Source organism: Brevundimonas sp. (assembly GCF_036677305.1).
Classification (GTDB): domain Bacteria; phylum Pseudomonadota; class Alphaproteobacteria; order Caulobacterales; family Caulobacteraceae; genus Brevundimonas.
This window is the reverse complement of record NZ_JAKFEB010000089.1, coordinates 1-17,263: the sequence shown is the minus strand read 5'-3', so window position 1 is coordinate 17,263 and position 17,263 is coordinate 1. Positions and strand designations below refer to the sequence as shown.

The following is a 17,263-nucleotide window of genomic DNA, read 5'->3' as shown; positions in this document are numbered from 1 at the left end:
CGAGGACCAGCTGAAGGCCGAGGGCGTCGCCTACAAGGCCGGGAAATTCCCCTTCACCGCCAACAGCCGGGCCAAGATCAACCACGAGACCGACGGCTTCGTGAAGGTGCTGGCCGACGCCGCGACTGACCGCATTCTGGGCGTCCACATTCTGGGCCCCCAGGCCGGGGAGATGATCGGCGAGGCCTGCGTGGCCATGGCCTTCGGCGGATCGTCGGAAGACATCGCCCGCATCTGCCACCCGCACCCGACCCGTTCGGAAGCCGTCAAACAGGCGGCGATGGGCGTCGAGGGCTGGACGATGCAGGCCTGACCCCGGTCGGGCCGTCTCAGATGCCGGGGATTTCGAGCCGGCGGTTGGTCTGACGGCGCAGGCCGGTGAAGACGACCAGATTGGCCGGGAAATCCAGGGTGACTTCGCGGAACCGGCCCAGCAGGTCCGCGCCGATCAGCAGCGCCGGCCGGCCGGCCAGGCCCAGGGTCTCGAAACAGTGCAGGTCGGCGAACAGCATGGGCGTCGCGCCCAGCCGCTGCGGACCGAAACGCAGGTCGTCGACCATGGCCAGGTCCGCGCTCAGGCTCTGGCCGGTCACGCCGAAGATCGGCACCTCGCGGGCGACCCGGCCGCCGTCAGGGCGCCGGGCGGCGGTGGCGCGACGCAGCGCCATATTGCCGATCGAATACTGGGCCCCGCTGTCGATGAAGGCCGCGGTCTGCTGACCGTCCACACTGACCTGGGTCATGATCATCTGGCCGAAGCGACCGCGCGCCGAACGCATGCCTTCGCGGCGCAGACGCGAGCCGGTGACCATGTCGCCGCCCATGCGCACGGTCACGCCGCGGACATTGAGACTGGCGGTCCGGCGCACGACGTTGAACTTCAGCCGGAAGCGGTCCAGCACGTCCAGGCCGATCAGGCCGTCCGCGCCGAGCTGGTTCCGCGGGAAGACCGGGCAGGACAGGTTGCGGAACCCCAGTCCGCTGAGCTGCAGCCGGTTGATCGCCACGCTGCGCGTCACCCGGGCCTCGGTGATCCCGTGGACGAGGACAGAGGCCAGGGGCGGAAGGTTCAGCCGGTCCGCCAGCGTGTCGGCCACCGAGGTCGTGCCCGCGCCCGTGTCGATCACGAAGGTGAACGGTCCCTGGCCGTCGATAAAGACGGCCGCCCCGACGCGGGTGAACAGGTTGCTCAAAAGCTGGATGGGCCGATCCTCGACCAGCGGATCCACGGGATCCTGTGCGGCGGCGGGCCCGGCGGGCAGGCCCATGGCCGCCAATCCGGCCAACAGGGCGCGTCGGTCCAGGCCTGTCATGCAGTTCACGCTCCGCGCCGCCTCCCCAGCGGATGGACCGTCACTGTATGCTGGCGAAACGGACCCTGACCAGTCCGTCGTTTTCAGCGCCTAGGATGGGCGGCCGAATACGCTTCCAGCAGGTGTTGCGCGTCGACGGCCGTGTATTTCTGGGTCGTCGACAGACTGGCGTGGCCCAGCAATTCCTGGATGGCCCTCAGGTCCGCCCCGGCCCCCAGCAGGTGGGTGGCGAAGCTGTGGCGCAGGGCGTGGGGCGTGGCCGAGGCGGGCAGGCCCAGCCGGCCCCGCAGCTTCTGGACCGTGGCCTGGACGTGGCGGGGCGTCAGGGGGCCGCCGCGCCGCGCCCGGAACAGGGCGTCGCCGGGTTCCAGAGGAAACGGCAGCAGCGCCAGATAGTCGTCAACGGCCGTGCGCACGACCGGCAGGACCGGAGCCAGCCGGGTCTTCCCCCCCTTGCCGGTGATGCGCAGGGTTTCAGGGACCGGCGCATCGGCCCGCGTCAGGGACAGGCCCTCCGAAATCCGCAGGCCGCAGCCGTACAGCAGGGTCAGGACGGCGCGGTCGCGCGCGGCCTCCCAGGGTTCGGCGTCGGGATCGGCGTCGGGCTCCTGCATCAGGCCGCGGGCCTGATCCTCGCTGACGGGGCGGGGCAGGGAGGCCTTGATGCGCGGGCCGCGGACCAGCGCCAGCTGCGGCGCGGGCGTGGCGCAGCGCCGGTCGAGGAAGGCGTGGAAGGCGCGGATGGCCGACAGGGTCTGGCTGATCGACCGCGCCGCCAGCGGATGGTCGCCGCCGCGCCGCTCGGCCAGATGGGCGCGGACCTCGGCGGCGGTGACGGTTCCCAGATCGGACAGGCGTTGGGGCCCGCCGCGATGGTTCTGCAGAAAGGCCAGATAGGTCCGGCCGATGCGGCCATAGGCTTCCAGCGTATTGGCGGCCAGACGGCGCTCGTGGGCCAGATGCTCCAGCCAGGCCGACAGGGCCTGATCCGCAGTCAGAGTGGGGGCGGTCAGCTCAGAATGGGCCATCGTTCGGCGGTCCGTTCCACCACCCGGGCGATGAAGGCCACCAGTTCGCAGCCCATGGTCGGGGCGAAGCCGTCTTCCTCGGGCGAGCCGAAGGCGCAGATGGCGTGGCGCGCCGGAACCTCGGCGCCGGGGAACTGCGGGGCCATGCGGATCAGGGCGACGGACTTCACCTCCGCGTCCGCGCCGCCGAACAGGTTCAGGCCGTCGAAATTGGGTCCCAGCCAGGTCAGGCCGTGGTCGCCCAGCAGGGCGTCGACGCCGCCGGCCTCGAGACCCCGCCAGCCGAAGGGCACGCCGCCCGGCTTTTCGAGCGCGATGGCGGCTCCGGCGAGGCCGAACCGGCCCTGGGCCACGGCGTCGAGGCGGCGGGCGAGGTCGGACGGGTTGCGCGCCTCCATGAGATCGAGCGCCGCGACATGGGTCTGGGTCTGGGCGGCGAAATTGGCCCGGGCGATGTTCTCGATCCGCTTGCGGGCGTCGGCCTCGCGCTCGGCGGCTTCCTCGAGCCGCGTCAGGGCGGCCCGGCCGAACTCAACGACATTGCGGCCGTGGGGCTTGAGCCCGATCTCTTCCAGCAGCGAGCGGTCGTCCAGCAGGATCTGCGCGTTGGCCTGCAGCCAGGCGCGGATTTCCGGCCAGTGCGGCTCTTCCGGCTTGGACGAGAGGTCAGGCGACACGCTCACGAACCTCTCCTCGAGGTCAAACTACAGGATGGCGTCCCTGAGGAGGGATCGATCCTAAAGGATCGATTGGCCGGTCTTGCCCCAGTCCGCCAGGAAAGCATCAAGCCCCTTGTCGGTTAACGGGTGTTTGACCAGGGCCTTGAAAACGTCGGCCGGGATGGTCGCCGCGTCCGCGCCGGCGACGGCGGCGGCGCTGACGTGGCCGGGATTTCGCAGGCTGGCGGCCAGAATTTGGGTGTCGAAGCCGTGCACGTCGTACAGCACCCGGATTTCCTCCAGCAGGCCGATGCCGTCGGCGCCGTGGTCTTCCAGCCGGCCCACGAAGGGCGAGATGAAGGTGGCGCCGGCCTTGGCGGCCAGCATGGCCTGGGCGGCCGAGAAGCACAGGGTGACGTTGGTCTTGACGCCCTTGTCGGCGAAGGCGCGCGCGGCGCGCAGTCCGTCCCAGGTCAGGGGCAGCTTCACCACCACGTTCGGAGCGATGGCGGCCAGCTTGTCGCCCTCCTTCACCATGGTCTCGAAATCGGTCGCCACGGCCTCGGCGGAGATCGGCCCCTCGACGAGGGCGCAAATCTCGGCGATGACCTCGGCGATGTTGCGACCGGATTTGGCGATCAGCGAGGGATTGGTGGTGACGCCGTCCACCATGCCGGTGGGGACCATGTCCTTGATGACGGCGACGTCGGCTGTGTCGAGGAAGAGTTTCATGAGCGTCTCTCTAGCGGAGCGGACCCGGCGGTGAAAGTCGCCAGTGTCCTCATCCCCCTGCCGGTGCCCGAGGCCTTCGACTACGAGGTCCCCGAGGGGCTGGACGTCGCGCGCGGCGATCAGGTCGCCGTGCCGCTGGGGCCGAGGCTGATGCGGGGCATCGTGTCCGAGGCGCGCGAGACGACGGGCTCGAACCGGCGGCTCAAGGCGATCGATCATGTGCTGGACGATCCGCGACTGCCCGAAAAGACCGTGGACTTCGTCGAATGGGCCGCGCGCTGGACGCTGAGCGCGCCGGGCGAGATGGCGGCGACGGCCCTGAAGGGCCTGCGCGCGCCCCGGCCCCGGCCCGAACGGCGGGTGCGGCGGGTCGGCGACAGGGTTCCGGCCCGGCCGACGGCGGCGCGCACGGCGGTGCTGGAGGCGCTGGGGCAGCGGTCCATGCCGGGTCCCGATCTGGCGCGGGCGGCCGATGTGTCGTCGGGGGTGGTCAAGGGCCTGGTCGACGAGGGCGTGCTGGAGGTCATCGAGATCGAGGCCGTCGCGGCCTTCGACGCGCCCGACCCGGATCACGCCCCGGCGAAGCTCAATCCCGATCAGGCGGCGGCGGCGCATGAGATGGCCGAGGCGACCGTGAGAGGCGGTTTCGCCCCCTTCCTGCTGGACGGGGTGACCGGCTCCGGCAAGACCGAAGCCTATCTGGAAGCGGCGGCGCGGACGCTGAAGGCCGATCCGGCGGCGCAGATCCTGATCCTGCTGCCCGAGATCGCCCTGACCCAGGCCCTGATCGCCCGCATCAGCGACCGTTTCGGCGCGGCCCCGGCGGAATGGCATTCGGGCGTCGCCCCGCCGCGCCGGCGTCAGGTTTGGGAGGCCGTGATCGCCGGCCGCTGCAACATCGTGGTCGGCGCGCGTTCGGCCCTGTTCCTGCCCTACGCCAACCTGCGGCTGGTCATCGTGGACGAGGAGCACGACGGCTCGTTCAAACAGGAGGAGGGGCTGGTCTATCACGGGCGCGACCTGGCCGTGGCGCGGGCGCGGATCGAGGGGGCGACGGTGGTGCTGGCCTCGGCCACGCCGTCGCTGGAGACGCTGTGGAACGCCCATCAGGGCCGCTATGGCTGGCTGAAGCTGGCGGCGCGGCACGGGGCGGCGGTGCTGCCGGACGTCTCCCTGCTGGACCTGCGCCAGAACCCGCCCGACCCCCAGACCTGGCTGTCCCAGCCCTTGCGCGAGGCCATCGGCGAGACCCTGCAGCGGGGGGAGCAGACCCTGCTGTTCCTGAACCGCCGGGGCTATGCGCCCGTGGTGCTGTGCCGGGTCTGCGGACACCGGCTGACGGCGCCCGACACCGATAGCTGGCTGGTCGAGCATCGCTACACCGGGCGGCTGATCTGTCACCTGACCGGCTTTTCCATGATCCGGCCGAAACACTGTCCGGCCTGCGGGGCGGAAGACTCGCTGGTTTCGGTCGGCCCCGGCGTCGAACGGGTCGAGGAGGAGGTGCGCCAGCTGTTCCCGCAGGCGCGCACGGCGGTCTTCAGCAGCGACACGGCGCCGGACGCGAAATCCGCCCGGGCCCTGATCCAGAGCATGGCGGACGGCGAGATCGACATTCTGGTGGCGACCCAGGCGGCGGCCAAGGGGCACAATTTCCCCCACCTGACGCTGGTGGGGGTGGTGGACGCCGACCTCGGCCTGCGCGGGGGCGATCTGCGTGCGGCCGAGCGGACCTTCCAGCTGCTGACCCAGGCCACGGGCCGGGCGGGCCGGGCCGACAAGCCGGGGCGGGCCATACTGCAGACCTGGACGCCCGAGCATCCGGTGCTGATGGCCTTGGCGGCGGGCGACCGCGACGCCTTCGTCGAGGCCGAGATGGCCGAGCGCGAGGCGGCGTCCCTGCCGCCGCACGGGCGACTGGCGGCCATCGTCCTGTCCAGCGAGAACGCCGCGGCGGTCGAGAAGGTCGCCCGCGACCTGGCCGAGAACATCCCCAACGCCGAACGGCTGGAGGTCTACGGCCCCGCCGATGCGCCGCTGGCGCTGGTGCGCGGACGGCGACGCAAGCGGCTGCTGGTGCGGGCGGACCGGGACGTGGATCTGCAGGGTTTCCTGCGGGCCTGGCTGGCCAGGGTGAAGGTGCCGGGGTCGGTGCGGCTCAGCGTCGACGTCGATCCGTATAGTTTTCTGTAGCGCGCTCTCCCTCCCCCGAGGGGGAGGGATGTCGACGCGCAGCGACGACAGGGTGGGGCCGGCTGTCGAACGGCCGCTCCCACCCGGCTTCGCCTACGGCTCAGCCACCCTCCCTCAAGCGGGAGGGAGACGCTCAGTTCGCCACCCGCTCGATCAGCCGGATCTCGAACAGGGTCGGCCAGTTCTTGCCGGTGACGAACAGTCGCCGGCCTTCGGGATCCCAGGCGATGCCGTTCAGGACGGCGTCGGTCGGGTCGAGCCCGGACCGGTCGGGCATCAGCGAGGCCAGGTCGATCACGCCCTTCACCACCCCCGTCGCCGGGTCGATACGGACGATGTAGTCGGTGTGCCAGACGTTGGCGAAGACCTCGCCCTCGATCCATTCCAGCTCGTTCAGCTGGCGCAGCGGCCGGCCCTGCACGGTGACCGGCACCTGGCCCGTCTCGGTCAGGGTCTGCGGGTCGAGGAAGCGCAGGGTCGCCGTGCCGTCGGACAGGATCAGGCGCGTGGCGTCGTGGGTCAGACCCCAGCCCTCGCCGGCATAGGCGAACCCGCCTTTCGGCTCGAGCGTGACGGGGTCCCAGATGAAGCCCTGGCCGCCCTTCCAGGTCAGGGTCAGGACGCGATCGCCGAAGACGGTCAGCCCCTCGCCGAACAGGGACGCATCCAGCTCGCGCTTCTGGATGACCACGCCGTCCTCGAGACGGACCCGGCGCACGGTCGAAGGCGAACGGCCGGTGCTTTCCAGCAGTTCGCCGTTGCGGAACTCCAGGCCCTGGGTGAAGGCGCCGGGGTCGTGGGGATAACGGCGGACGACCTCGAAATCGTAGATCGTCACCGGGGCGGGTTCGGTCGGGGCGGGAACGGGCGGGGCCGTCGTCTGCGCCGCCGCCGCCAGGGGCGTCAGCAGCGCAAGAAGGACAACGACGACCGCCCGCATGGTCACACTCCCGGTTCGGCCGTCTCGGCCTTGTTCAGTTCGGCCTGCCGCGCCTGGAGCGCCGCCTGCTTCCTCGCCGCCGCATTGCGCCCCAGCATGTTCAGCCCCTCGATCAGGGCCGAGAAGGCCATGGCCACGTAGATATAGCCCTTGGGCACATGGACGCCGAATCCGTCGGCGATCAGCACCATGCCGATCATCAGCAGGAAGCCGAGCGCCAGCATGACGATGGTCGGGTTCTTGTCGATGAAATTGGCCAGCGGGTCCGAGGCGACCAGCATCACGCCGACGGCGATGATCACGGCGACCATCATGATCGGCACGTGATCCGTCATGCCGACGGCGGTCAGGATGGAGTCGATCGAGAAGACGAGGTCCAGCAGGATGATCTGGCCGATGGCCGCGCCGACGTTGTTGATGACGGCGGTGGTCTTCTTCTTCTCCAGCAGATCGTCGCCGACCGCCGGGTCGACGGCGTGGTGGACCTCGGTCGTGGCCTTCCAGACGAGGAACAGGCCGCCCGCGATCAGGATCAGGTCGCGCCAGCTGAACTCCATGTCCCAGCCCGCGCCGGAGCCGAGGTCGATGACGGGCTGCGTCAGGCCGACGATCCAGCCGATCGTCGCCAGCAGGCCGAGGCGCATGATCAGGGCCAGGCCGATGCCGATGCGGCGGGTGCGCTGGCGGTGCTCGGGGGGAAGCTTGTTCGACAGGATCGAGATGAAGATCAGATTGTCGATGCCGAGGACCACTTCCATGATCACCAGGGTGATCAGGGCGGCCCAGGCGGCGGGATCGGCGATGAGTGCGGAGATTTCTGTCATGGTCCCGGGATAGGGCAGGGCGGGAGGCCGCGCCAGAATTTTCCGCCCGCCGGGGCGCGTCAGGGCGCCGCGTTCGACCGGGGGCTCTGGACCCGGCCCGCAGGCTCGCCTAGCCAAGAGCGAACTGAATTTATCTTGTCAGGTGACGCGTGCCCTCAGGTCTTGCCGCCCTTCTCGACGACGTCGCCGCCATCGCCAAGATGGCCGCGGCCTCGGTCGACGACGTGTCCGCCGCCGCCGGCCGCGCCAGCATGAAGGCCGCCGGGGTGGTGGTCGACGACGCCGCGGTGACCCCGGGCTATGCGATGGGCTTTTCGCCCCATCGCGAACTGCCGATCATCGGCAAGATCGCCATCGGGTCGCTGAAGAACAAATTCCTGATCCTGCTGCCCGGAGCGCTGTTGATCAGCGCCTTCGCGCCCTGGGCGCTGACGCCGCTGCTGATGGCGGGCGGCGCCTATCTCTGTTTCGAGGCGTCCGAAAAGATATGGGAGAAGGTGGCGGGTCACGACGATGGCGAGACCACGCCGGACGAGCTGGCCCTGTCGTCCGTCGAACAGGAAAAGAAGATGGTGGGTTCGGCGATCCGCACCGACCTGATCCTTTCGGCCGAGATCACCGCCATCGCCCTGGCCGACCTGTCCGAACGGCCGCTGGCGACCCAGGCGGCGGCCCTCGCCCTGGTCGGACTGCTGATCACCGTGGCGGTCTACGGCGCCGTGGCCCTGATCGTGAAGATGGACGACATCGGCCTGCATCTGGCCGAACGCCCCTCGGCGCCCGAGCGCGCCCTGGGCCGGGGCCTGGTCCACGCCATGCCGGTGGTGCTGACCGGCCTGGCCACGGTCGGCACGGTGGCCATGCTGTGGGTCGGCGGAGGGATCCTGGTCCACGGCCTGCATGAGTACCATCTCGATCTCCTGCCGGGCCTGATCGAGGGACTGGCTCACGCCGCCGGACAGGTCCCGCTGGTCGGCGCCGTCACGGGATGGCTGGCGACCGCCGCCGCCTCGGCCGTCGTCGGCCTCGTTGTCGGCGGCGTCATCGTGGCCGTCCTGCACGTCATCCCGGGCCGCAAGCACGCCGCCCACTGACCGGGGTGCGGCAATCCGACGGCCCATCGGGGGCCGCTTCGGTTGCGGCGGCGGGGGATGGGTGCTATCAGGCGCCCGGCTGAGCCGGAGGGCGCGTCGCAAGACGCGTCCCCGGCGTGCTTTCTTCAAGCATTTCAGGCCTTTGATCGGTGCGCACCCCGCCGCCGGTCGCAAACCCGAACGCTAACCCGCGCGGACCTTATAAGTGGCTGACGATTACAGGACGACGGAAGTCGGCGAGCGCTACGCACAGGCGCTGTTCGACCTCGCTGACGAGACGAAGGTTCTGGACGCCGTGCGCGCCGACCTGGCCTCCCTGCGGGCCGCGTGGAACGAGAGCGCCGACCTGCGCCGCCTCGCCACCTCGCCGGTCATGGCCGCCGAGGACCAGCAAAAGGGTCTGGTCGCCATCGCCGACAAGGCGAAGTTCAACGGCGTGACGAAGAATTTCCTCGGCCTGCTGGGCCAGAACGGCCGCTCGGGCGATCTGCCCGCCGTGATCGCGGGCTTCGAGCTGCTGTACGCAAGGAAGACGGGCGTCGTCGCCGCCGAGGTCGTTTCGGCCCAGGCCCTGACCGCCGCCCAGCTGAAATCCATCCAGACCGCGCTCCGCACCTCGCTGGGCAAGGATCCGGAGATGACCGCCCGCGTCGATCCGTCGATCCTGGGCGGCCTGAAGGTCAAGGTCGGCTCGAAACTGTTCGACGCCTCGCTGAAGACCAAACTCGACCAGATGAAGTTCGCGCTCAAACGCGCCTAACAACCACGCATGCGGCTCCGACGGGGCCGCGCTGACAAGACGATAACAGAGAGCCTGTCATGGACATCCGCGCCGCCGAAATCTCGGCCATCCTCAAGTCGCAGATCGCCAATTTCGGCGTTGAAGCCGACGTGTCCGACGTCGGCCAGGTGCTGTCGGTCGGCGACGGCATCGCCCGCATCCACGGTCTGGACAACGTCCAGGCCGGCGAGATGATCGAATTCCCGAAAGCCGGCGTGAAGGGCATGGCCCTGAACCTCGAGCGCGACAACGTCGGCGCCGTGATCTTCGGCCAGGACAACCAGATCGCCGAGGGCGACGAGGTCCGCCGTCTGGGCGAGATCGTGGACGTTCCGGTTGGCAAGGGCCTGCTGGGCCGCGTCGTCAACCCGCTGGGCGAGCCGATCGACGGCAAGGGCCCGATCAAATTCACCGAGCGCCGCCGCGTGGACGTGAAGGCCCCGGGCATCATCCCGCGCAAGTCGGTGCATGAGCCCATGCAGACCGGCCTGAAGGCCATCGACACCCTGATCCCGATCGGCCGCGGCCAGCGCGAGCTGATCATTGGCGACCGTCAGGTCGGCAAGACCGCCGTCGCCATCGACACCATCCTGAACCAGAAGAGCACCAACGCCGCCGCGACCAGCGAAGGCGAGAAGCTGTACTGCATCTACGTCGCCATCGGTCAGAAGCGCTCGACCGTGGCCCAGATCGTCAAGACGCTCGAGGAGCGCGGCGCCCTGGACTACACCATCGTCGTCGCCGCCACGGCTTCGGAGCCGGCCCCGCTGCAGTTCCTGGCCCCGTTCTCGGGCACGGCCATGGGCGAGTTCTTCCGCGACAACGGCATGCACGCCCTGATCGTCTATGACGATCTGTCGAAACAGGCCGTGGCCTACCGCCAGATGTCCCTGCTGCTGCGCCGTCCGCCGGGCCGCGAAGCCTATCCGGGCGACGTCTTCTACCTGCACAGCCGCCTGCTGGAGCGTTCGGCCAAGCTGAACGAGGACAACGGTTCGGGCTCGATGACCGCCCTGCCGCTGATCGAGACCCAGGCCAACGACGTGTCGGCCTACATCCCGACCAACGTGATCTCCATCACCGACGGCCAGATCTTCCTGGAATCGGACCTGTTCTACCAGGGCATCCGCCCCGCCGTGAACGTCGGCATCTCGGTGTCGCGCGTGGGCTCCTCGGCCCAGATCAAGGCGATGAAACAGGTCGCCGGCTCCATCAAGGGCGAGCTCGCGCAGTATCGCGAGATGGCCGCCTTCGCCAAGTTCGGTTCGGACCTGGACGCCTCGACCCAGAAGCTTCTGGCCCGCGGCGCCCGCCTGACGGAACTGCTGAAACAGCCCCAGTACTCGCCGCTGACGGTCGAGGAGCAGGTGGTTTCGGTCTACGCCGGCACGCGCGGCTATCTGGACAACGTCGCGGTGTCCGACATCGGCCGCTTCGAGAGCGAGCTGCTGGCCCGCATCCACTCCAAGCACAGCTCCATCATGGACGGCATCCGCAAGGAGAAGGCCCTGTCCAAGGATCTGGAAGCCGAGCTGAAGGCCGCCATCGAGGCCTTCGCCAAGACCTTCGCGTAGACCTGAGAGCGAGAGAGTAGCGCCGGATGGCCAGCCTCAAGGAAATGCGCAATCGGATCGGAAGCGTGAAAGCCACGCAGAAGATCACGAAAGCCATGCAGATGGTCGCCGCGGCCAAGCTGAAACGCGCCCAGGACCAGGCCGTCGCGGCCCGGCCCTACGCCCAGCGCATGGCCGCCGTCATCGCCAATCTGGCGGCCGGCGTGTCCGGCGACGGCGCGCCCAAGCTGCTGGCCGGCACGGGCTCGGACAGGAAGCACCTCGTCATCGTCGCCACGGCCGATAAAGGCCTGGCCGGCGGCTTCTCGTCCAACGTCGTCCGCGCCGCGCGTGACCGCATCAACAGCCTCATCGCCGAAGGCAAGGACGTCCGGATCATCGCCGTGGGCCGCAAGTCCCGCGACGGCCTGACCCGGATGTTCGGCGACCGCGTCGTCAAGACCTTCGAACTGTCGGACCACAAGGTCCTCGGCCTGCCCGCCGCCCAGCCGATCGCCGAGCTGGTCGCCAACGAGTTCGAGGCCGGAAACGCCGACGTCGTCACCCTGTTCTACAGCCAGTTCAAGTCGGTGATATCGCAGGTCCCGACCGCCAAACAGCTGGTCCCCGCCGTGGTCGAGGGGGGCGCCGCTCCCATCAACCTGAACGGCGCGGTCTACGACTACGAGCCTTCCGAGGAGGAAATCCTCGAGACCCTGCTGCCGCGCAACATCACGACCCAGATCCTGGCCTCGATGTACGAGAACCAGGCCGGCTTCTACGGGGCCCAGATGGGCGCCATGGACTCCGCGACGCGCAATGCGGGCGACATGATTTCCGCCCTGACCCTGACCTACAACCGATCCCGCCAGGCGCAGATCACCAAGGAGCTGATCGAGATCATCTCCGGCGCCGAAGCCCTCTGATCCGATCCTGACCGATATTCCGAACCGGAACACAACGATGACCGACACCACCGCCAAGAAACCCGCCGCCAGGAAACCGGCCGCTCCCAAGGCCTCGAAGGCCGCCGTCGCCAGCGCGACCGGCAACGCCGCCTATACGGCCGGCACCGGCGTGGGCAAGATCGCCCAGGTCATCGGCGCCGTCGTCGACGTCGAGTTCGAAGGCCAGCTGCCGGCCATCCTGAACGCGCTGGAAACGACCAACACCGACCAGAAGACCGGCAAGCCCTTCCGCCTGGTCCTGGAAGTCGCCCAGCACCTGGGTGAGAACATGGTCCGCACCATCGCCATGGACACGACCGAGGGTCTGACCCGCGGCCAGGCCGTGACCGACACCGGCACCTCCATCCTGGCCCCCGTGGGCCCGGGCACGCTGGGCCGCATCATGAACGTCGTCGGCGACCCGATCGACGAACAGGGCGCGATCAAGACCCAGATGTACCGCCCGATCCACCGCGAGGCGCCTTCGTTCGAAGAGCAGTCGACCTCGTCGGAAATCCTCGTCACGGGGATCAAGGTCATCGACCTGATCTGCCCCTACACCAAGGGCGGCAAGATCGGCCTGTTCGGCGGCGCCGGCGTGGGCAAGACCGTGACCATGCAGGAGCTGATCAACAACATCGCCAAGGCCTACGGCGGTTATTCGGTTCTGGCCGGCGTGGGTGAACGCACCCGCGAAGGCAACGACCTGTACCACGAGATGATCGAGTCCAACGTGAACGTGGACCCGGCCAAGAACGGCGGCTCGACCGAGGGCTCGAAATGCGCCCTCGTCTACGGCCAGATGAACGAGCCTCCCGGCGCCCGCGCCCGCGTCGCCCTGACCGGCCTGGCCCAGGCCGAGTACTTCCGCGACGAGGAAGGCAAGGACGTGCTGCTGTTCGTCGACAACATCTTCCGCTTCACCCAGGCCGGTTCCGAAGTGTCCGCCCTGCTGGGCCGCATCCCGTCGGCCGTGGGCTATCAGCCCACCCTGGCCACCGAGATGGGCAACCTGCAGGAGCGCATCACCTCGACCAAGAAGGGCTCGATCACCTCGGTCCAGGCCATCTACGTTCCCGCCGACGACCTGACCGACCCGGCCCCCGCCGCCTCGTTCGCCCACCTGGACGCGACGACCGTGCTGAGCCGCGACATCGCCGCCCAGGCCATCTTCCCCGCCGTGGATCCGCTGGACTCCACCTCGCGGATCATGGACCCGCTGGTCATCGGCGAGGAGCACTACAACGTGGCCCGTTCGGTCCAGGAAGTGCTGCAGCAGTACAAGGCCCTGAAGGACATCATCGCCATCCTGGGCATGGACGAGCTGTCGGAAGAGGACAAGCTGGTCGTCTCGCGCGCCCGCAAGATCCAGCGCTTCCTGTCGCAGCCGTTCTTCGTGGCCGAGCAGTTCACCAACTCGCCCGGCAAGTTCGTCGAGCTGGCCGACACCATCCGCTCGTTCAAGGGCATCGTCGCCGGTGAATACGACCACCTGCCGGAAGCCGCCTTCTACATGGTCGGCACGGTGGAAGAGGCCGTCGAAAAGGCCGGCAAGATGGCGGCTGAAGCCTGATGGCCGGAAAGCTCCAGTTCTCGCTGGTGGCGCCTGAGCGCGAGGTCTTCAACGGCCTCGTCGATCAGGTCGATGCGCCGGGCGTCGAGGGCGACTTCGGCGTTCTGGCCGATCACGCGCCCTTCATGACCGCCCTGCGCGAAGGCGTGGTCACGGTCATCGACGGCGGTTCGCGCCGCCAGTTCGAGGTCCACGGCGGCTTCGCCGACGTGACCCCGGCCGGCCTGACCATCCTGGCCGAACAGGCCCAGGAAGTGGCCGCGGCCTGATCTGACCATGGCCGGACCGGGCGTGGTTCTGGTTCTGGCCTGGGTCGGCGCGGTCCTTGGACCCGTCGTCTGCGTATTTCTGATCCGGCGGTTGCTGCGCAGCCGCCGGGTTTTTCTTGCCCGAAGTCTGGGTGCCGTGTCCGCGATCGCATGGGCCCTCGGCGTCTGGGCCTTTCTGATCGAGCCGGCCACCCTGACGGTGCGCCACGTCACGGTGGAAAGCGCCCAATGGCGTGGCCCGCCGCTGCGGATCGGGGTCATCTCCGACACCCATGTCGCCGCGCCCCACACCGACGTCGCCCGGATCGAGCGACTGGTCGCGCGCATGAACAGCGAGCGGCCGGATGTCGTGGTCCTGCTGGGCGACTACGCCGGGGGGCATGAACCGGCGGCGACGCGGGCCCGACCTGAACAGTCGGAGATACTCGGTGGAGTGGAGGCCTTCCGGGGTCTCTCCGCGCCGCTGGGCGTCCACGGCGTGCTGGGCAATCACGATTCCTGGTACGACGACGCGGCCATCAGCGCGGCCCTGACCCGGGCGGGGGTGCAGGTGCTGGACAACCGCGCCGAACGGATCGCGCGCCCGGGCCGGGCCTTCTGGCTGGCCGGTCTGGCCGACATGGAGTCGCCGCGCGAACCGCCGATGGTTTCCGCCACCCTGGGCCAGGTGAACGATGAGGCGCCCGTCGTCGTGCTCACCCACTGGCCCGACCCCTTCGTCGAGGTTCCCGGTCGTGTCGCCCTGACGCTGGCCGGCCACACCCACTGCGGGCAGGTCAACCTGCCGCTCTTCGGCCGGCTGGTGCACGCCTCGCGGATGTCCGAGCGCTGGGCCTGCGGCCTCTATGACGAGGGCGGGCGCAAGCTGTTCGTGACCGGCGGCGTCGGCGTGTCGATCCTGCCGGTGCGGTTCCGCGCTCCGCCGGAGATCGTGATTGTGACCTTGCGCCGCCCAAGGCCTTGACCGGGGGGCGGGGCGCCCTAGATAGCCCCTGCAGACGAGGCCACGTCCTCGCCCCGGCGACCCTCGCGGTCCGGGCAAAGTCCGGGACGGCCCGGCCCTTTGCAAGGAGGGCCTCGTCCCATGGCCTGGATCTATCTGCTCATCGCCGGACTGCTGGAAGTCGTCTGGGCCTATTTCATGAAGCAGTCGGCGGGGTTCACCCGCCTGTGGCCCAGCGTGATCACCTTCGTGACCATGGGCATGAGCTTCGCCCTGCTGTCGATCTCGATGAAGACCCTGCCGCTGGGCACGGCCTATACCGTCTGGACCGGCATCGGCGCCGTCGGCGCCTTCATCGTCGGCGTGGTCTGGCTGAACGAGGGGGTGCATCCGATGCGGGTGGCCGCCGCGGGCCTCATCGTGGCGGGTCTGGTTCTGATGCGGCTCGCGCCCGCGCACTGACGGCCCGGGGTTGCACCTGATCGCGGCCCGGGTCGCGACATGGTAGGCGTCGGCCATGACCCTTCCTGACATGCTCGGAGTCTTCGGAGTCCTCCTGATCCTCGCGGCCTACGCCGGCGCGACGATGACGAGCAAGCTGGATCCGGCCCGGGCGCCCGCCCTGATGCTCAATCTGGCCGGCGCCCTGCTGATCCTGCTGTCGCTCTATTTCGACTTCAACCTGTCGGCGGTGCTGATGGAAGGGTCCTGGGCCCTGGTGTCGATCGCCGGCCTGGCCCGACTGGCGCTGGGCATTCCGCGAAAGCGGGCCTAGCCTTCGCCGTCTGACCCGGAGGCTCCCATGCTGGAACTGCGTCCCAACTGCGAGTGCTGCGACCGCGACCTGCCGTTCGACAGCGCCGAGGCCCGCATCTGCACCTTCGAATGCACCTTCTGCGCGGCCTGTGTGGACGGGGTGCTGAAAGGCGTCTGCCCCAACTGCGGCGGCGGCTTCGTCGCCCGCCCGATCCGGCCGGCCTCGCTGATGGCGAAATACCCGGCCTCGACGAAGCGGGTGCTCAAGCCGCAGGGCTGCGCGGCGGCGTGACGGAACCGGTCACGGGCGCGTCACGCTTGCTTGCCGCCATTCTCGCGGCCTCCCTCTCCCTGTCGTCCTGCGCTCATCTCGACGAAGGCGACGACCCGTCGATCATGATCGAGCGCGTGATCCGCGAGGTCTGCGTCCCCTTTGTCGTTGACGGCATCGACCATGACGAAGCCGGACGTCGGCTCGGCGGCTGGTGGTTCCGGAATCCGCCCGACCCCTTCACCCCCGTCCTGGGCGGGCTCTTTCGCCAGGGGCCGGCGACGATCAGGTTGAGCGACGGGCGTTCGGCCCGGACGTATGACGGCGCCCTGACGACCCGGCCCATGCGATCTTGCACCGTGTGGACCGGACGGTCGCTGGATGAGGCTGCACTGGTCGCGATGGTCCGGGCCGCGGCCATCAGCCGCCCGGACGCGGCGCTGGCCGATCCCGTCTCTATCGACGGCGGCCGACGTATCGTCGCCTGCATCCCGTCCGGCCCCGGCCGGATCGCCGTCGTCAGCGCCCTCGTGTTTTCCAACGGAAAGGCGGGCGCGAATGTCTACGAAACCACCGCCGGGCCGCGGCGCTGCGTCGGCTGATCAGACGACCAGCGGCGCGAACACGGCCACGACCTGTTCGTAGACGTCGCGCTTGAACGGCACGATCAGGTCCGGAGCGTCGGCGAGCGCGCCCCAGCGCCAGGCGTCGAACTCGATGTCGCCGTGGGCTTCCAGATCGATCTCGGACTCCTCGCCGGTGAAGCGGAAAGCGAACCAGCGCTGCTTCTGGCCGGCCCAGCCGCGCGCGGCCTTGGTGCCCCCGTAGCCCGCGGGGAAGTCGTAGACGATCCAGTCTTCGGTCGAGGCGATCAGTTCGGCGGAGGTGACGCCCGTCTCCTCGCCCAGCTCGCGGCGTGCGGCGGTCTCCAGATCCTCGCCGTCGTCGACGCCGCCCTGGGGGAACTGCCAGTTATGCGGACCCTCGGTCCCGGCGCGCCGCCCGTACCAGACGCGGCCGTCCGGATGGAACAGCACGACGCCGACGTTGGGGCGATAGCGGGAGAGGTCGGTCATGGAAGTGGCTAGTGGCTAGTGGCTAGTGACTAGTGATTGCAGCATCACTGGCGGCGGAAGGGCGGCGCTGACCGTGACGCCCCACAGGCGGTGGCCAGCCACTAGCCACTAGCCACTAGCCACTCAGATAGCTACCGCCCCGGCCGCTGCGTCATCGCCGAAGCCGGCGCCAGCTGCAGCCCGCGGGCCTCGAGTTCCGAGGTCCAGCGCGCCACGGCCTCGACCGTGACCGGATAGCTGAAGCCCGTGCCCAGGGCCTGGCCGCGGCCCTTGGCGAGGGCCTCCAGCGCGTTCAGCTGGCCGACGATGGC

Annotated in this window: 20 protein-coding genes and 1 pseudogene; 13 read left to right on the top strand and 8 right to left on the bottom strand. The window is 69.2% G+C overall.

All coding sequences use genetic code 11. The features are described 5' to 3' along the window. Window positions 1–313: pseudogene (locus V6M42_RS05475) on the top strand (dihydrolipoyl dehydrogenase); the annotation flags it as partial. 16 nt (window positions 314–329) lie between these two features. Here V6M42_RS05475 and V6M42_RS05470 read toward each other — a convergent pair. The 4 genes from V6M42_RS05470 to fsa form a co-directional block, all read right to left on the bottom strand. Beyond that, window positions 330–1,313 carry a retropepsin-like aspartic protease gene (locus V6M42_RS05470; protein WP_332677688.1) on the bottom strand — a complete coding sequence of 328 codons (984 nt, stop codon included), beginning with the start codon at window positions 1,311–1,313 and terminating at the stop codon, window positions 330–332. An 83-nt stretch (window positions 1,314–1,396) separates the two neighbouring features. After that, window positions 1,397–2,341, bottom strand: a complete 945-nt coding sequence (locus tag V6M42_RS05465; protein ID WP_332677686.1) for a tyrosine recombinase XerC — start codon at window positions 2,339–2,341, stop codon at window positions 1,397–1,399. Continuing rightward, window positions 2,323–3,024: a DUF484 family protein gene (locus V6M42_RS05460; RefSeq protein ID WP_332657788.1), complete on the bottom strand. Its 702-nt coding sequence runs from the start codon at window positions 3,022–3,024 to the stop codon at window positions 2,323–2,325. Before V6M42_RS05460 ends, V6M42_RS05465 begins: the two co-directional genes overlap by 19 nt. A 54-nt stretch (window positions 3,025–3,078) precedes the next feature. Next, on the bottom strand, window positions 3,079–3,732 hold the full coding sequence (fsa, locus tag V6M42_RS05455; RefSeq protein ID WP_332657787.1) for a fructose-6-phosphate aldolase: 654 nt from the start codon (window positions 3,730–3,732) through the stop codon (window positions 3,079–3,081). Window positions 3,733–3,762: 30 nt separating this feature from the next. Here fsa and V6M42_RS05450 point away from each other — a divergent pair, with 30 nt between their 5' ends. Beyond that, a complete protein-coding gene (locus tag V6M42_RS05450) occupies window positions 3,763–5,925 on the top strand; it encodes a primosomal protein N' (RefSeq protein WP_332677684.1) in 2,163 nt (720 codons plus the stop codon). Window positions 5,926–6,058: 133 nt separating this feature from the next. Here the strand turns inward: V6M42_RS05450 and V6M42_RS05445 are convergent, their stop codons facing one another. After that, complete coding sequence (locus tag V6M42_RS05445; RefSeq protein WP_332657785.1) at window positions 6,059–6,865, bottom strand: glutaminyl-peptide cyclotransferase; 807 nt, start codon at window positions 6,863–6,865, stop codon at window positions 6,059–6,061. A 2-nt stretch (window positions 6,866–6,867) separates the two neighbouring features. After that, window positions 6,868–7,689 carry a TerC family protein gene (locus tag V6M42_RS05440; RefSeq protein WP_332657784.1) on the bottom strand — a complete coding sequence of 274 codons (822 nt, stop codon included), beginning with the start codon at window positions 7,687–7,689 and terminating at the stop codon, window positions 6,868–6,870. A 149-nt stretch (window positions 7,690–7,838) separates the two neighbouring features. Here V6M42_RS05440 and V6M42_RS05435 point away from each other — a divergent pair, with 149 nt between their 5' ends. The 11 genes from V6M42_RS05435 (at window position 7,839) to V6M42_RS05385 (ending at window position 16,478) form a co-directional block, all read left to right on the top strand. Next, on the top strand, window positions 7,839–8,783 hold the full coding sequence (locus V6M42_RS05435) for a DUF808 domain-containing protein (RefSeq protein ID WP_332677682.1): 945 nt from the start codon (window positions 7,839–7,841) through the stop codon (window positions 8,781–8,783). Window positions 8,784–8,988: 205 nt separating this feature from the next. Further along, complete coding sequence (locus tag V6M42_RS05430) at window positions 8,989–9,543, top strand: F0F1 ATP synthase subunit delta (RefSeq protein WP_332657782.1); 555 nt, start codon at window positions 8,989–8,991, stop codon at window positions 9,541–9,543. A 59-nt stretch (window positions 9,544–9,602) separates the two neighbouring features. Further along, complete coding sequence (atpA, locus tag V6M42_RS05425; protein WP_332677680.1) at window positions 9,603–11,138, top strand: F0F1 ATP synthase subunit alpha; 1,536 nt, start codon at window positions 9,603–9,605, stop codon at window positions 11,136–11,138. Window positions 11,139–11,164: 26 nt separating this feature from the next. Next, complete coding sequence (locus V6M42_RS05420; protein ID WP_332677677.1) at window positions 11,165–12,043, top strand: F0F1 ATP synthase subunit gamma; 879 nt, start codon at window positions 11,165–11,167, stop codon at window positions 12,041–12,043. A 37-nt stretch (window positions 12,044–12,080) separates the two neighbouring features. Beyond that, a complete protein-coding gene (gene atpD, locus V6M42_RS05415) occupies window positions 12,081–13,637 on the top strand; it encodes a F0F1 ATP synthase subunit beta (protein ID WP_332677675.1) in 1,557 nt (518 codons plus the stop codon). Then, complete coding sequence (locus V6M42_RS05410) at window positions 13,637–13,906, top strand: ATP synthase F1 subunit epsilon (protein WP_332677673.1); 270 nt, start codon at window positions 13,637–13,639, stop codon at window positions 13,904–13,906. The genes atpD and V6M42_RS05410 overlap by 1 nt, the downstream gene beginning before the upstream one ends. 7 nt (window positions 13,907–13,913) lie before the next feature. Beyond that, window positions 13,914–14,870 carry a metallophosphoesterase gene (locus V6M42_RS05405; RefSeq protein ID WP_332677671.1) on the top strand — a complete coding sequence of 319 codons (957 nt, stop codon included), beginning with the start codon at window positions 13,914–13,916 and terminating at the stop codon, window positions 14,868–14,870. Window positions 14,871–14,990: 120 nt separating this feature from the next. Beyond that, the gene (locus V6M42_RS05400) at window positions 14,991–15,311 is read left to right on the top strand and encodes a DMT family transporter (RefSeq protein WP_332659035.1); all 321 of its coding nucleotides are present in this window, start codon (window positions 14,991–14,993) and stop codon (window positions 15,309–15,311) included. A 55-nt stretch (window positions 15,312–15,366) separates the two neighbouring features. Continuing rightward, window positions 15,367–15,624 carry a CBU_0592 family membrane protein gene (locus tag V6M42_RS05395; protein ID WP_332659037.1) on the top strand — a complete coding sequence of 86 codons (258 nt, stop codon included), beginning with the start codon at window positions 15,367–15,369 and terminating at the stop codon, window positions 15,622–15,624. Between the two features lie 27 nt (window positions 15,625–15,651). Beyond that, window positions 15,652–15,897: a DUF1272 domain-containing protein gene (locus V6M42_RS05390; protein ID WP_332659039.1), complete on the top strand. Its 246-nt coding sequence runs from the start codon at window positions 15,652–15,654 to the stop codon at window positions 15,895–15,897. Window positions 15,898–15,923: 26 nt separating this feature from the next. Continuing rightward, window positions 15,924–16,478 carry a hypothetical protein gene (locus V6M42_RS05385; RefSeq protein WP_332677670.1) on the top strand — a complete coding sequence of 185 codons (555 nt, stop codon included), beginning with the start codon at window positions 15,924–15,926 and terminating at the stop codon, window positions 16,476–16,478. Here V6M42_RS05385 and V6M42_RS05380 read toward each other — a convergent pair whose 3' ends face one another. Both V6M42_RS05380 and V6M42_RS05375 read right to left on the bottom strand, forming a co-directional pair. Further along, entirely contained in the window at window positions 16,479–16,952 is a 474-nt protein-coding gene (locus V6M42_RS05380) for an RNA pyrophosphohydrolase (protein ID WP_332677668.1), read from the bottom strand. 131 nt (window positions 16,953–17,083) lie between these two features. Next, the coding region (locus V6M42_RS05375; protein WP_332677666.1) for a divergent polysaccharide deacetylase family protein at window positions 17,084–17,263 on the bottom strand (180 nt) is incomplete at its 5' end.